The sequence below is a fragment of the Terrimonas alba genome, from assembly GCF_042434975.1.
In the GTDB taxonomy this organism is placed as follows: Bacteria; Bacteroidota; Bacteroidia; order Chitinophagales; family Chitinophagaceae; genus Terrimonas_B; species Terrimonas_B alba.
In genome coordinates, this window is record NZ_JBHMQM010000001.1 from 1,169,741 (window position 1) to 1,185,031 (window position 15,291).

Consider the following 15,291-nt stretch of genomic DNA (forward strand, 5'->3'; position numbering starts at 1 on the left):
GAATAAAAAATGTTTTTTGTCTCAGGAAAAAATCTTCCACCGTTTCATGGTGGCCGAACCATAAAGATTAGGGGATTGGGGATACTGCTGGGATGGCAAGGCTTTGCGAATAGCCTTATACCACTCCAGGTAAGTAGCTGAGGCTTTTAAATTCTTCAATGTTTGTAACGCAACAAAGGTGAAAGCGCCATTAGGCCGATTTTGAAAGAATGCATCATAACTGTATTCTGTATCCTGGCAACCCGACATCAATAAACTGCCATATCTGCCGGGGGGTGAAGAGCGGCGAAATGTCCTGATCATACCTAATTTGTTCAGGTCGCGTTGTGATAAAAAATTAGCAGGTGGTAAAAACTTTACTTTTCGAACGGGTGCATTTTTTCCTGTTGTCGTCGGCGGAGTAGTAATGGGGGCAAATCTTGTAACAGTACCCGAGTGGCAGGAGTCGGAGAAGAATACCATTTTGACACCCGGTTTTTTGGATGTAAACAGATCATTTAACTCATCATCTGAAATAGGTCCTTTCGTATACAAATCATACGGGCATAAACATTCATCCGTCCCATCCGATTCGTCGCCATCTTTATCGGGTATATAAGTACCGTGCCCCGAATATTGAATAAAAATTGAATCCCCTTTTACTGCCTGCACAATCATTGCTTTCAGGCTTTCACGGATATTTTTTCCTGTGGCTTCCTTGTCTATTAGTTTCGCCACATTAAATCCTTTTTGAGAAAGCAGTTTTGACCAATCATTGGCGTCATTGACGCAACCAGAAAGGTCACTACCTGTGCCCGGATAATCATTGATCCCGATGCACAGCGCAAGCTTTTTTTCCATGATTGTTGAGTTTGATATAAAAGAAAGTTGTTATTGAACAAGTGGTGGTACGGCGATGGCTACACACATGCACTAACCTTCTTAAACCTAAAACTTAGGGAAATAATGCTACTAAAGAGAGAAAGAAAACTACCCAGCCATCTAAACGTTGGCGGAGTAAAACTACAATTGTATGCTAATTTATATCTTTTCTTACAAAAAAAATCCTGCCGCTGCTAAGGCTAACAGACGGCAGGTGTATATGTCCGGATTAAGGCCTAAACGGAATAAGGTTTAATGGTCAATGGTTGTTTAGTTGTTTAAAGGCCCGACGATGCCACAAAGTTGAGACAGATGCAGAGAGCAGTCAAGCGATCTTTGACCCAATTATCAGGTGTTTTTTAACGCATGCTGACACCGTGTTTTTCACGGTAGTTACTGTTTTATCACCTAATTCTCATTGACTGCGTTTTAAATAGGAAGCAGTTATTTAACTTAACACCGCAAATCACCAAATCTTTAATTTATGCAAGGACCTATCCCCGTTAGCGAAGCTAACCTGATGATTGAGGAGTATGAACGCTCCACAGAACCTACAACAGAACTTGCCAAAAAAACCCTTACCGTATCATTTACCGGGAGGGAATTAATGGACTGGCTAAACGAAAAAATGGCGCTGGCAGATGAACTAAAAATATTTTTTGGAAAATACCCGAAAGAAGATCCGCAGGCTGGCAGGGTAACTGTTATCTTATGGCCATATAAAGACGGACATCCTCTTACAGATGGTTATGCAGAAGGAAAAGATGGAGATCCCACGCCGCCCACTCCACCTTATAACCAGGGCTCCTTAACTCCGTAAACATGTGGCTACATATCTGTTATCTGGCAGTCCTGCTGCTTAGTGCAGTAGCAGGACTGCTTTACCGAAAACACCTCAAAAGCAGGAATCTGTACCTGTTACCCTTTTACCTGCTACTTGTTTTTTTGCAGGAATTGGTGGCTGCCATAGTAGTAGTTTCCACCGGGATTATATATAACATATATAACCCGATCACCACTGTATTTTTTTCTTTCCTCTTTACCAACATTCCTTTTAATCGACAATCAAGAAAGTGGATATTCGGCCTGCTGATCACTTATTTGACAGCGGTGGTTGTCACTTTTATTTTTTTTCAGCCCATACGGGTTTACAATAATTACGTTTTTTTGACGGGATCAATGATCACTGTCTTAAATGCTATTCTGTTTCTGTTTAATTATTTTAAACTCGACAACCGGGCAGAAGAAAAGAAATGGCAACCGGTTCTTTGGATTGTTATTGGCATTGTCGCCTTTTACCCAGTTGTCAATATTGCTTTTAGTTTTTATAAATATTTGGTGACTTATGATGCTACGCTTTGGGGCATGCGGCTATACCGTATGATACCCCAAATTATGAGTATATTCATGTATAGCTGTTTTATCCGCGCATTTTACTTATGCCAAAAGAAAAATTAGAGCTTGTTTTAACGGTCGTTTCAGTTAGTGTTTTTGTTCTGCTATTGGTGATATCAGGCTTTTTTCTTTTCCGGATTTACCTGAAGCGAAAAAATAAATTATTACTGGAACAGGAGCGAATGAACATCGCTTTTGAGCAGACCTTGCTCAAATCGAAGCTGGAAATACAGGAACATACATTCAACGACATCAGCCGGGAGATACATGACAATATCGGCCAGGTGTTAAGTCTTGTCCGTATCAACCTGAATACCCTGGATACATCCGCCGATGCCGAAAAGATAAACCTGATGGACGACCTGATGGGGAAAGCCATTGCTGACTTACGTAACCTTAGTCATTCTCTGAATGCAGATCATATCAGAAATAACGGCTGGCTTCCACCTGTCACCAAACTATTGGGCGATCTGCAAAAAACCGGGAAGTACACAACGCATATTTATTACGACGAAAATTTGCCTTTGCCTGGCAGCGATAAACCCATCATCCTTTTCCGCATGATACAGGAAATTATTAATAACATTATCAGGCATGCAGCCGCCGATACCATACATTTGGATGCCAGAAAAGAGGATGGCATACTGGTAATAAAGATCGTGGACAATGGAAAAGGTTTTGATGTAGGCAGAAACCCCGGTGGTGTTGGTTTACAAAACCTGAAAAACCGGGCGAAAATGATCCATGCCGACCTGCTTATCAAAAGTGAACAAGGGAAAGGGACTACTGTCACCATTTCGATAAAGAAAGATAACGATGAATAAAAATAATACCAGCATTGCATTGGTGGATGATCATTCGCTGCTCCGCAACGGACTTGCGGCATTGATCAATTCCTTTGAAGGGTATACTGTTTTGTTTGAAGCCGATAATGGAAAGGATTTTATTAATCAATTACAAATTCATGCTGTTCCCGACATTATATTGCTGGATATCACCATGCCGGAAATGAACGGATTCGAAACTGCTGCCTGGATCAAACAAAATACACCCTCGATAAAAATTCTTGTCCTGAGCATGATGGATAATGATGAAGTGGTAATCAGCATGCTGAAGGCGGGGGCAAGAGGATATATTTTAAAAGACAGCAAACCCGCCTTATTCAAACAGGCGCTGGACAGCATACGGGATTCAGGATTTTTCATGAACGAACTGGTAAGCAATAAAATGCTGAACTACCTGACACACGAAGAAAAAAAGGGAAGTGAGGTGAGCCTTGTTTCTGAATTATCTGAAAAAGAAATTGCCTTCCTGAAATACGCCTGCACGGAAATGACCTATAAGGACATTGCCAGCAACATGCAGGTAAGTCCCCGCACGGTAGATGGATACAGGGATGATCTTTTTAAAAAATTGAATGTACAGTCAAGAGTCGGCCTGGTGATCTTCGCCATAAAAAATGGGTTGTATAAATTATAATTTTGTCTTCAGCACCTCAATCATCCCGTTTTTCCAACTGGCAAAATCACCCAATTCAATATGCTTACGGGCCTCTCCTACCAACCATAAATAGAAAGCCAAATTGTGAATGCTGGCAATAGTTAGTCCCAGAAACTCTTTTGACTTCATCAGGTGACGCAAGTAGGCCTTGCTATAATAGTTACTTACTTCACATACCAGCCCTTCATCTATCGGAGAAAAATCAAATTCCCATTTTTTGTTATCGATGTTTAAAACTCCCCTGGTGGTGAACAACATAGCGTTGCGGCCGTTGCGGGTCGGCATTACACAATCAAACATGTCTACCCCCATTCCTATGCATTCTAAAATATTCCAGGGTGTTCCTACACCCATCAGGTAACGGGGTTTGTCCTGCGGCAAATGATCACAACACCAATTGCATATCTCGTACATCATCGGTTCAGGTTCTCCGACGCTTAATCCACCGATGGCATTGCCGGTAGCATCCTTTGAAGAAATATATTCGCAGGATTGTTTGCGGAGTTCTTTAAAAGTTCCGCCCTGTACAATGGGAAATAAATTTTGTGTATAGCCATATCTATCAGCCGTACCATGAAAGCGGTTCCAGCAGCGGTCGAGCCAGCGATGCGTAAGTTCCATGGAAGTCCTGGCATAGGTAAAATCACTTCCCCCGGGCGGACATTCGTCAAAAGCCATGATGATATCCCCGCCAATAATCCGCTGAATATCCATGACATATTCGGGGCTGAAAAGATGCCTGGAACCGTCGATATGAGATTGAAAGGTAACACCCTCCTCCTTGATGATACGGGTACCAGCCAACGAAAAAACCTGGTATCCCCCGCTATCGGTCAGAATCGGTCTTTGCCAGCCATTAAAGCGGTGCAAGCCCCCTGCCTTTTCCAAAACCTCCAGGCCCGGTCTCAAATACAGGTGGTAGGTATTGCCCAAAATGATCTGGGCCTTTACATCGTTGATCAGTTGTTGCTGGGTTACCGCTTTTACACTCCCAACAGTTCCAACCGGCATGAATATAGGTGTGAGTACTTCTCCATGATCCGTCTTTATTTTTCCTGTCCTCGCCTTAGAACCGGTATCTGTTTTCTCCAATTGAAATTGCAGTGCTGCCATAAAGGACGCAAAGTTAGCTGCCAACAGGCAATGGACAATTGGCAATTGGCAACCGGCAATAAATCCGCCGGCAAATGACCGATTTCAATATTTGCTTATTGTTTATTGCCTATTGCCTATTGCTTTCTACCTTCGCCGCTATGCCAACCATTAACTGGGGAGAAATCGTTTTTTATTTCTTTCTGACTGCCACCATTATACAGGTATTTTATTATACCTGGTTTTTTAGCCGCATTGCTTTTTACAAATCCAGGCAAAAGCAACAATCGCAGCAGCATCCTGTGTCCGTCATCATCTGCAGCCGCGACGAAGATGAGAACCTCGCAAGAAACCTGCCCGGCATCCTCGTTCAGCAATATCCCAGCACTTACGAAGTGGTGGCCGTAAATGACAATTCGGTGGATGACTCCAAATATATTTTGCAGGAATTGCAAAAAACATTCAAGTCACTGAATGTGGTTGAGTTGACTCATGAAGCCAAGCTGATCAAAGGGAAAAAATATCCGCTGTCCATCGGCATTCGTGAAGCAAAACATGAAGTGCTATTGCTTACCGATGCCGACTGCGTGCCCGCCAGCGAGCATTGGATTCAGAAAATGCAGGATGGCTATGATGATAACATTGAGATTGTACTTGGGTATGGAGCTTATCACAAAAAATCGGGTATTTTAAATAAGCTCATCCGCTTTGAAACATTCCATACAGCATTACAATATCTTTCCTATGCGCTTGCCGGTGCTCCTTACATGGGGGTGGGCAGAAATCTATCATACAAAAAAGACATTTTCCTTCGCAATAAGGGGTTTTCTGCTATCAACCATATACCCAGTGGCGACGATGACCTGTTCATAAACAAAGTGGCGACGAAAAACAATACAGCCGTGGTTATCGATCCCGAAGCGACTACCCGCTCCATTCCCAAAACAACCTGGAGCAGTTGGCTGAAACAAAAATCCAGGCACTACACTACTGCCAAATATTATAAACCCAAACACAAAATTTTGCTGGGATTGTATTTTGTTACCCAATTTTTGTTTTACCCGCTGTTCATAGCCAGCATCATTTTTTTCGACTGGAGGTTCGCCTTGGGATTGTTTGTCATTCGGCTAATTGTTCAAGGTTATATTTTCTATCATGCCATGAAAAGAATGGATGAAAAAGATCTATGGCCCTGGTTCTTTTTTCTCGATCTGTGGATGTTCCTTTATTATATCATCTTTGCACCTGCACTCTGGAAAAAACCAGCGCAAAACTGGAGTTAGGAACCAGGATTTCGAAAGTCTATACATGGAAATAATTCTCAAATATTTTTCTGAGTTTACCCCGGCACAGCTCAAACAATTGGAAGGCCTTAAAGAGGTGTACAAAGAATGGAATGATAAGATCAATGTCATCTCCAGAAAAGATATTGATAGTTTATATGAGCGGCACGTTTTGCATTCTCTTTCTATTGCTGCGATTTTTGATTTTGAACCCGGCACTGAAATTATTGACCTGGGAACGGGTGGTGGTTTTCCCGGTATACCCTTAGCCATTTTTTTTCCTGAAGTAAAATTTCATTTGGTTGATAGCATTGCAAAAAAATTAAAAGTAGTAGCTGCCGTTGCTGAAAACACAGGCCTCGAAAATATAACAACCCAACACAGCCGGATTGAAGACATCAAAAACCGGAAATTTGATTTTGTCGTTTCAAGGGCCGTAGCCCCTTTGAAGGATCTTTGGAAGTGGAGTAAACCATTGCTCAAAAACAAGCAACAGGAAAATCCAAAACAGCAACATGTTCCGGGACTTATTTGTTTAAAGGGTGGCGATTTAGCCGCTGAGATCCAGGAGAGCCATACAAGGCCGAGATTGATGGAGATCAAGGATATTTTCGAAGAAGAGTTTTTTAAGGATAAATATATCCTGTATGTACCCCGATAGCTTTTAAAACTACCACTTAGTGGTATTGATTAATCATTACCTAAAACTCAATTTTGCCTCATGAATAAAATTTCGGTTTGTGTTGTGGATGACAACAGGGATTTACGAAATGCCCTCGAGGAAATTATTGATATGTCTGAGGGATTTGAATGTGTTGGTACCATCGGTACAGCGCAGGAAGCGATTGCTCAAATACCGCCGCTAAAACCTGATGTAGTGTTAATGGATATCAATCTCGGAACAGAGGAAACAGGGATTGATTGCGTGAGAATTTTAAAAGAAAAAGTTCCCGCCACCAACTTTATGATGTGCACGGTATATGAGGAAAACGAGAAAATATTCCAGGCGCTTACTGCCGGAGCCAGCGGTTATATTTTAAAAAAGACCGCTCCGCCTAAAATGCTCGAAGCCATCAGGGAGCTGTACCTTGGTGGCGCACCCATGAGCAGCCAGATTGCCCGTAAAGTAGTGGCGGCCTTTCAAACCAAAGCAGAAAATCCCAGCGAAACTGATAATCTCAACATTCTGTCGACCAGGGAAAAAGAAATCCTGGAACAATTATCAAAAGGGTTAATGTATAAAGAAATCGCAGCGGAGCTATTTATTAGTCCTGAAACGGTTCGCAAGCATGTATATCATATATATGAAAAGCTACATGTAAGCAACCGGATTGAGGCAGTCAATAAGTACTTTGGCAGGTAATACGGCAAAAAATACCACAAAAAGGGTATAGGCAGGGTACATGAATCCATGTAGTTTCGTGTTGAAGATTATACCTCGATCCTACCATTGACCGTAAACCTACCTATTTAGCATAAACACGGGCTCTAATCGAAATTAAAAAGCCATTCACTGCTGCGAATGGCTTTTTTGTATTCTTTACAATCCGTTTACAATTTTATCCTGTTGTTCTGTCTTTCTGTATCAGCCATCCGTTGCGAGGCATCTATTTCGGCTACCGAGATGTCTGCCAGTTTCCTGTTGCTTTCAATGACATATTGTTCGCTGGTCCATTTCCATGCGGGGTATACTTTGAAAGAACTGCTGTCTTCAGCAGCTTTTTCACCATACATTAAATCAAGAGGCACATAATGTGTCTCAACGCTACCATCTTTAAACGTAAGCTGCAGATCAACCGGCATGGGCATCAGGCCCACTCTTTTCAGGCGTATTTTCGTTTTACCAGCTTCTTCCCATAAACTGTCAAATGCATAATCGATAGTCTTGGTAGAATTCACCCAATATTCTTTATACCAATCCAATTTCATATCGCTTACTTTTTCTGCAATGCGGATAAAGTCATTAACATTGGGATGTTTAAATCTCCATTGCCTGTAATATTCCAATAAGATTTTATCACGTTTGGCTGCACCTGTTATATAACCCAATTGCTCCATAAAAACAGCACCTTTGGAATAAGCAGCAGCAGAATAAGCACCATTGGTATTGAAATGATCGGCATGCGTTGTTAAGGGTTCCTCTTTGTTACTTTTTACTAATGAGAAATAACTACGATAGCTTCCGGCCTGTGCAAATCCCTGTTCGTTCTTCAGAAATGCAGAAACCCTGCTATCGGCATAGCTCGTAAAACCTTCATCCATCCAGGCATACAATGATTCATTTGTAGCCATGATCCCCTGGTACCAGTTATGCATCCACTCATGCAACCATGCACCAGGACTTGCTAATAAGGTAGCCATCGGGTATTCCATTCCACCATCCCCGCCATGAATAAATGAATATTGCCTGTACGTATAGGGACCAAAGGTTTTTTCAATAAAGGGTAAAGCCTTTTCAGCATCATCCAATATTTTTTCCCAGGTAGCAACATTATCTGCTGATGTTTTATACAACAAATGAAGGGTTAGATCCGGTCTTGCCTTCCTGGTAAGATGCTTGAATTCAGGATCAGCGGCCCACATAAAATCATGCACATTCGGAGCAGTGAATTTCCATGTCAGCTTATTGCCGGAAGGTCTTACCACTTTTGCTCCGGGTGTTTCATATCCATAGCCAATCTGATTCGCATTTTGCAAATAACCTGTGCCACCCAAAATGTAGTTTTTATCTATAGAAATATTGACGTCAAAATCTCCCCATACGCCGTAAAACTCACGTGCTACATACGGAGTAGGATGCCAGCCCTCATAATCATATTCGCAAAGCTTGGGATACCACTGACTCATAGAATACCGAACTTTTGTTGTAGGATTGTCTCGACCGCTTCTGCGTATTTGCAAGGGTACCTGAGCTTCGAAAGTCATATCAAAAACCACTTTGGTTTTTGGTAAAATCGGCCTGTCCAATTTTACTTCCAGTATCGTTTCCAGTACTTCAAATTTTTGCGGACGTCCATTCATTTTTAATGAAATGATCTTTTGATACCCGATTTCATCAGGCTTCAAATTGTGGATGCGGTCCTTTACTCTCGGGTCCCAATCAGCACCTCTTCCCGCCTGTATAGTTCCCTGTCTCCTGCTCCGGGTGTCCATCATACTCCCCGGCTGAAAGGCATTGAAATATAAATGGTAGAAAACTTTCGTCAATGTATCCGGTGAATTATTCCAATACTCCAATTTTTGTTTTCCTGCAAATTGGTTGGTTTCAACATTCATGTCGATGTCCATCAGGTACTTTACCCGCTGCTGCCACCTGCCGGGCTGAGCAACTGCGAAAGTGATCATAGCGGTGCTAACTAACAAAAGCCCCAAACGTTTCATCATGCTACAGTTTTATTTTCAAAAAACATTAAATATCGGCAAATCATTACAACCCGCAGGTCAAAAATGATCAGCGGTTTAAAAAAATAAAGAACCTCCTTGCAGGAAGTTCTTCATCATTATTTTAAAAATATTAAAGCGTTACCGTTTCCCTTAGCAACCGTCCTTTGGGATTAAAAAACAAATACTTTTTTTCGATATCATTTTTCTTTGCCTTTAACCGGTATTGTATAATGTCGCCGGGAAGATAGACCACGATTGTTTCCTCAACTTCTCTGTCGGCATACTTGCTCTTTTCAAAACCTACTTTCACTTCCTCGGGTAGTTTATCAAAACTCCACTCCTTTTGTGTTTCTTTCCATAGCCCTTTGTTGGTGTAAGAAGCGATCATATTCTCCCCATCCAACACAAAATGAACATCAACCCGCACCAGCTGATCTTTGAAATCAATATCCGATGCGCCTTTATATTGGTTGGCAAAAGTCTCTTCAACAACCTTTGGAATTTCACGTATTTGCGAGAAAGCAATTCCGGTGAAGAATAATCCCGCCAGCAGTAATACAAATCCTTTTTTCATATATCTGTCATTTGTTTGAAATGCAAATTTGATACACTCTGCTGATTTAGTATCTGAACAGGATTATTTTTAGGTTTATATTATCATTTTTCTTTACCCGCCACTACAATTACTATCTCTCCTTTAACTGATTTTTCACTGAAATAAGCAGCCACTTCCTGTAGTGCTCCCCGCTTGTTTTCTTCAAAAAGTTTAGTTAATTCACGGCTCACTGAACATTGTCTTTCTGCGCCAAACCAGGAGGCAAACTCTTCCAATGTTTTTACTAATCGCATGGGAGATTCATAAAAAATCATGGTTCTTTCTTCTTCTGCCAATTGCTTCAATAACGTTTGTCTTCCTTTTTTTAATGGCAGAAATCCTTCAAAAACGAAACGATTGGCTGGTATACCGCTATTGACCAAAGCAGGAACAAACGCAGTAGCACCCGGAAGACATTCAACTTTTACGCCGGCCTTTATACATTCCCTCACCAACAAAAAAGCGGGATCAGATATACCAGGTGTACCGGCATCTGTCACAACCGCCATTTTCTTTCCTTCCAATAGCTGGCTGACCAAATGCTGTACTATTTTATGTTCATTGTGCTGGTGATAAGGCGACAGCGGTTTACTAATTTGGTAATGGTTTAGTAAATGAGAAGTGGTGCGGGTATCTTCAGCCAAAATAACATCGACTTCCTTCAGCACTTCCAATGCACGAAGAGTAATGTCCTTCAAATTACCTATAGGAGTAGGAACAAGATATAACATAGCCTGGAGTTTCGGGCTATGAGCTTCGAGCTACCGGCTCGCAGCTCATAGCTAATAGCTCACAGCTTTAATTCACTGATACCTCAAAATATTCCATCACGGGATTTGATAATAGCTTTTTGCTGGCTTCCTCGGCAATTTGCTTTGCCTTTTCCGGCGTATCGGCGTTTACGCGAAGCGTAATGTTCTTTCCGACTCTTACATCTTCAACACCGCTCAGACCAAGATTTTCAAGACCTCCTAAAACGGCTTTTCCTTGTGGATCTAACAACTCTCTTAATGGCATTACTTTTATCTGAACTTCGAACGTCATGCGGTTTTATTTTTGAAGGCCAAAGATACAATAACATAAGCGATGAAAACAACGGGAATAGCTACCCATTTTAAAGTAATGGCAGCAATAACGGCGATACCGGCCAAAATATATTTCGGCAAATTATTTTTCAGCGTCTTGTCCTTGAATTTGAGACTTAGTAATGGAAGATTGCTCACCATTAAATAGCTCAACAATGCAATTATTCCATATATCAGCCATTGATTAAATAATGTTTCCTGCAAATTCAATTGCTGGTAGTGAACGATCAATGGTAAGGATGCAATAACAATACCCGCTGCGGGTGTAGGCACTCCCTTAAATGAAAATTGCTGTGAGTTATCTATATTAAACTTCGCCAGGCGCCAGGCAGCTGCGCAGGGAATAAAAACGGCGGGTAATAATGCCAAACTGGAAACATCGAGCCCATCTGTCTCTTTTGCAAAACTGATGCGCAACATTTGATAAAGGATCAGGCCGGGTGCTACACCAAAACTCACCACATCCGCTAATGAATCGAGTTGCTTACCCATTTCTGAAGTAGCCTTAAAAAACCTTGCCACGAAGCCGTCTAAAAAATCTACAATGGCAGCTGCAAAAATGAAGAATGATGCGATAGCTATTTTTTCAGGCAGATCCCAGGAAGTAAATCCATCCCGGTCAACATATACTATCGACTGACCGGTTTGAAGAATACATACGATAGCAATACAGCCAAAAACAAGATTGAATAAGGTGAAAAGATTTGGTATTTGCTTCATGCCGGAAAGATAAATTTTATTTTTTCATTAAGGATTCTATCTCATCCACTGTAATCGGAATATTCTTCATTAAGTCTTTATTTCCATTCTTAGTTATCCAGACATTGTTTTCAATGCGTATTCCCATTTGTTCTTCCTCAATGTAAATACCCGGCTCTACCGTGAATACCATCCCGGGCTTTATAGGTTCAGTCCTGGTACCAAGGTCGTGCACATCTATACCAAGATGATGTGATATACCATGATACAAATATTTCCGGTAAGCACGGTTATCAGGATCTTCATTCTTAATATCCGACTTTTTTAATAAGCCAATTTTTAAAAATTGCTGCGTTGCTTCCTCCCCGACTTTTTCTGTATAATCAGTGATGGTAATACCTGGTTTCAATAGACTTTTTGCATAATCATGCAAATGAAGACAGGCATTATAAACAGTTTTTTGCCGCTTGCTAAACTTTCCATTAACTGGAACGGTTCGGGTAAGATCGGCACAATAGCCCCCGTATTCTGCGCCAAAATCCATTAAGATCAATTCACCATCCTTACACTCCTGGTTATTTGATATATAATGCAAAGTCCTGGCCCTGTCGCCACTGGCAATGATGCTGCCATAGGCTTCACCCGTAGCCCGCTGGCTTAAAAATGAATGAACAATTTCAGCTTCTATTTCATATTCCATTACACCGGGTTTAATAAATTTTAAAAGCCGGCGGAACGTATTATCAGTAATGTCAATGGCCTGTTGCATTACTTCTACTTCAAAATTTGTCTTAATTCCACGCAGGTCTTTGAAAAGTTTGGCGGCTCTTTCAAACTGGTGTAGCGGATATCGGTTTCTCATTTCCTGTATAAACCGGTAATCCCTTGTCTGTAATAAACTTCCTTTGCGATCATTTTCATTGCTATCGAGATAAATTGAGTCGGCTAAATGTATCCATGGTTGTAATAAACCATCCAGGCTTTCCAACCATACTATTGTTTGAATACCGCTCATTTCCCTCGCCTCGTTCGCTCTCAACCTTTTTCCATCCCATTTTTCCTTTAGCTCGTTTGGCTTTACGAGTACCAGCACTTCCCTATATTTTGGATCAGGATTACCAGGAAAAAATATCACCATACTATCCTCCTGCGTGATTCCGGTTAACCAATACAGGTCGCTATTTTGACGAAAGCGGTATAAGGCATCGCCATTGCTGGGACATTCATCATTACTGACAATTATAGCAATGGAATTCTTTTTCATCATGGCCAGAAAGCGTTCCCGGTTCTTTCTGAATAGCTCGGGATTAAGCGGGAGATTTTTCATGATTACAATAGTTATAGCTGGTGAAATCCTGGACGCGGGCCAGTTAATTGCAGATTTTTAATTTTTAAAGGCTAAAGATAAAGGGTGCATTCCAAATAGTCACTGTATAAACAGGTAAGAATAAATAACAGGAACACTGAGATATCTCAAAGCTCACGGGGAAATCTTTGTGTCCCCTGTGATAATCTCTGTGGTTAATGGTGCAACAATTCAGAATGCACCCCGGCACAATCTGGCAGGCCTGCTAAAAAGAATCTGCTAAATTTAAAAAAAGAAGTAAAATCATTTTTTTAAATCTTATCCGCTAATTCACTGAATATTTTTTAAAAAAACCGAATTTTTCTGCGATATCTACAAAGCTTTAGCTCAGGGAAGTAAACTGGATTCAATTTGTAACCCGAACATCCGTTTGTATTTACGGAAATTTGTATGTTATTTTTGCTCTCTAAACAACGATCGCTGTTATGCCTATTCCAGTAATTTCTATCCCCAAAAAAAATCTGTTGAGCCTGGGTCTCTCCAACACTGAAAACATTCACTACCAATTATCACCACAAGAGCTTGTACAAGATACGCTGAGCATGGGCGATGGAGTCCTGAATGACACCGGGGCACTGGTTATCCGAACCGGCGAATTTACCGGTCGCTCTCCGAAAGACAAGTTTATTGTAAAAGACAGTAAGACGGCTGATACAGTGCACTGGAATGAATTTAACATTCCGATCGATCAACAATATTTTGATATTATTCGTAAAAAAATAACCAACTACTTAAGTAACCGGAAAGAATTATGGGTTCGGGATTGCTATGCATGTGCTGATCCCCGGTACAGGTTGAATATTCGTGTAATAAATGAAAAACCCTGGAACAATTTGTTTGCCTACAATATGTTTTTGCGTCCGACTGAAGAAGAATTGGAAGATTTCAAGCCGGAATGGCATATTTTATCTGCACCGGAATTAAAGCTGGACCCAAGGGAATGCGGCACAAGACAGCACAATGCCGCTGTTATTTCTTTCAAACACAAAATGATTTTGATAGCCGGCACCGGTTATACCGGTGAGATCAAAAAAGGCATTTTTTCTATCCTTAATTATATTCTTCCCTATGAGGAAAATGTATTGAGCATGCATTGCAGTGCCAACATGGGAGAACATGGTGACACGGCAATATTTTTTGGATTGAGTGGTACCGGCAAAACCACATTGAGCGCAGATTCAAATCGCAAGCTCATTGGTGATGACGAGCATGGCTGGACCGATACCGGTATCTTCAATTTTGAAGGTGGTTGTTACGCCAAAACAATCAACCTGACTGAAGAAAAAGAGCCTGAAATATTTCATGCAATCAGGCCGGGAGCACTGGTGGAAAACACGATCTTTTTTCCCGGCAGTAATAAGATCAACTTTGACGATGCGTCTATTACTGAAAATACCCGGGTTTCTTATCCTCTTGATTATATCAGTAATGCGCTTGAACCATCCATTGGTGGTTTGCCAAAAAATATTTTCTTTCTTACCTGTGATGCATTTGGCGTGTTACCGCCTGTCTCTAAATTGACGCCGGGTCAGGCGATGTACCAGTTCATATCCGGTTATACGGCAAAAGTAGCCGGCACAGAAGCGGGAGTGACGGAGCCGAAGTCTACATTCAGTGCTTGTTTCGGCGCTCCGTTTCTTCCATTACATCCGGGCAAGTACGCTGAAATGTTGGGTAAAAAAATGCAGGACAATAAAGTGAATGTTTGGATGATCAATACTGGCTGGACAGGTGGTCCCTATGGAATAGGAAGCAGGATGAAACTGAAATACACCCGTGCCATGATTGCCGCAGCGCTGGATGGAAAACTCAGCAATGTTGAATACGACTTTGACCCCATATTCGGAATGGCCGTGCCGCAGGAATGTCCCGATGTGCCATCAGACATTTTAAATCCGCGTAACACCTGGACAGATAAAAATGCTTATGATGAAAAGGCAAAATTCCTGGCCGGTTTATTTATTAAAAATTTTGAAAAATATAAGGACGGAGCAGCTGCCGAAGTACTGGCTGCCGGGCCAAAAATTTAGT

The 15,291-nt window shown here is 41.4% G+C and carries 16 protein-coding genes; 8 read left to right on the forward strand and 8 right to left on the reverse strand.

Features of this window, described 5'->3' with window-relative positions; translation table 11 throughout:
* Positions 1-21: 21 nt before the first annotated feature.
* On the reverse strand, positions 22-840 hold the full coding sequence (locus ACFEL9_RS04550) for a caspase family protein (RefSeq protein ID WP_385886517.1): 819 nt from the start codon (positions 838-840) through the stop codon (positions 22-24).
* A 505-nt stretch (positions 841-1,345) separates the two neighbouring features.
* On the opposite strand from ACFEL9_RS04550, the gene ACFEL9_RS04555 reads away from it, so the two are divergent.
* The 4 genes from ACFEL9_RS04555 to ACFEL9_RS04570 are packed head-to-tail and all read left to right on the forward strand — an operon-like array spanning position 1,346 to position 3,735.
* Positions 1,346-1,681 (forward strand): hypothetical protein, encoded by a 336-nt coding sequence (locus tag ACFEL9_RS04555; protein WP_385886519.1) that lies wholly within the window; start codon positions 1,346-1,348, stop codon positions 1,679-1,681.
* A gap of 2 nt (positions 1,682-1,683) precedes the next feature.
* Positions 1,684-2,319, forward strand: coding sequence for a hypothetical protein (locus tag ACFEL9_RS04560; protein ID WP_385886521.1), 636 nt, complete (start codon positions 1,684-1,686; stop codon positions 2,317-2,319).
* Positions 2,301-3,080 carry a sensor histidine kinase gene (locus tag ACFEL9_RS04565; RefSeq protein ID WP_385886523.1) on the forward strand — a complete coding sequence of 260 codons (780 nt, stop codon included), beginning with the start codon at positions 2,301-2,303 and terminating at the stop codon, positions 3,078-3,080. Before ACFEL9_RS04560 ends, ACFEL9_RS04565 begins: the two co-directional genes overlap by 19 nt.
* Positions 3,073-3,735 (forward strand): response regulator, encoded by a 663-nt coding sequence (locus ACFEL9_RS04570; RefSeq protein ID WP_385886524.1) that lies wholly within the window; start codon positions 3,073-3,075, stop codon positions 3,733-3,735. Before ACFEL9_RS04565 ends, ACFEL9_RS04570 begins: the two co-directional genes overlap by 8 nt.
* Here ACFEL9_RS04570 and tgt read toward each other — a convergent pair.
* Positions 3,730-4,869, reverse strand: coding sequence for a tRNA guanosine(34) transglycosylase Tgt (gene tgt, locus ACFEL9_RS04575; protein ID WP_385886526.1), 1,140 nt, complete (start codon positions 4,867-4,869; stop codon positions 3,730-3,732). The two genes, ACFEL9_RS04570 and tgt, sit on opposite strands and share 6 nt — an antisense overlap.
* Before the next feature lie 74 nt (positions 4,870-4,943).
* Here tgt and ACFEL9_RS04580 point away from each other — a divergent pair, with 74 nt between their 5' ends.
* The 3 genes from ACFEL9_RS04580 to ACFEL9_RS04590 are packed head-to-tail and all read left to right on the forward strand — an operon-like array spanning position 4,944 to position 7,494.
* Positions 4,944-6,131: a glycosyltransferase gene (locus ACFEL9_RS04580; protein ID WP_385886528.1), complete on the forward strand. Its 1,188-nt coding sequence runs from the start codon at positions 4,944-4,946 to the stop codon at positions 6,129-6,131.
* A 25-nt stretch (positions 6,132-6,156) separates the two neighbouring features.
* Positions 6,157-6,792: a 16S rRNA (guanine(527)-N(7))-methyltransferase RsmG gene (gene rsmG, locus ACFEL9_RS04585; protein ID WP_385886530.1), complete on the forward strand. Its 636-nt coding sequence runs from the start codon at positions 6,157-6,159 to the stop codon at positions 6,790-6,792.
* A gap of 60 nt (positions 6,793-6,852) precedes the next feature.
* Complete coding sequence (locus ACFEL9_RS04590) at positions 6,853-7,494, forward strand: response regulator (protein WP_385886531.1); 642 nt, start codon at positions 6,853-6,855, stop codon at positions 7,492-7,494.
* A gap of 188 nt (positions 7,495-7,682) precedes the next feature.
* Here the strand turns inward: ACFEL9_RS04590 and ACFEL9_RS04595 are convergent, their stop codons facing one another.
* The 6 genes from ACFEL9_RS04595 to ACFEL9_RS04620 form a co-directional block, all read right to left on the reverse strand.
* Positions 7,683-9,515, reverse strand: a complete 1,833-nt coding sequence (locus ACFEL9_RS04595; RefSeq protein ID WP_385886533.1) for a M1 family metallopeptidase — start codon at positions 9,513-9,515, stop codon at positions 7,683-7,685.
* Positions 9,516-9,645: 130 nt separating this feature from the next.
* Positions 9,646-10,089 (reverse strand): PepSY-like domain-containing protein, encoded by a 444-nt coding sequence (locus ACFEL9_RS04600; RefSeq protein WP_385886535.1) that lies wholly within the window; start codon positions 10,087-10,089, stop codon positions 9,646-9,648.
* 83 nt (positions 10,090-10,172) lie between these two features.
* The gene (gene rsmI / locus ACFEL9_RS04605) at positions 10,173-10,841 is read right to left on the reverse strand and encodes a 16S rRNA (cytidine(1402)-2'-O)-methyltransferase (RefSeq protein ID WP_385886537.1); all 669 of its coding nucleotides are present in this window, start codon (positions 10,839-10,841) and stop codon (positions 10,173-10,175) included.
* A gap of 67 nt (positions 10,842-10,908) precedes the next feature.
* Positions 10,909-11,154, reverse strand: coding sequence for a phosphoribosylformylglycinamidine synthase subunit PurS (purS, locus tag ACFEL9_RS04610; protein WP_385886538.1), 246 nt, complete (start codon positions 11,152-11,154; stop codon positions 10,909-10,911).
* On the reverse strand, positions 11,151-11,915 hold the full coding sequence (gene pssA / locus ACFEL9_RS04615) for a CDP-diacylglycerol--serine O-phosphatidyltransferase (protein ID WP_385886540.1): 765 nt from the start codon (positions 11,913-11,915) through the stop codon (positions 11,151-11,153). The genes purS and pssA overlap by 4 nt, the downstream gene beginning before the upstream one ends.
* Before the next feature lie 16 nt (positions 11,916-11,931).
* Positions 11,932-13,221, reverse strand: a complete 1,290-nt coding sequence (locus ACFEL9_RS04620) for an aminopeptidase P family protein (RefSeq protein ID WP_385886542.1) — start codon at positions 13,219-13,221, stop codon at positions 11,932-11,934.
* 464 nt (positions 13,222-13,685) lie between these two features.
* Between ACFEL9_RS04620 and pckA the strand changes: the two genes are divergently transcribed.
* Positions 13,686-15,290 (forward strand): phosphoenolpyruvate carboxykinase (ATP), encoded by a 1,605-nt coding sequence (gene pckA / locus ACFEL9_RS04625; protein ID WP_385886543.1) that lies wholly within the window; start codon positions 13,686-13,688, stop codon positions 15,288-15,290.
* Position 15,291: the final 1 nt, after the last annotated feature.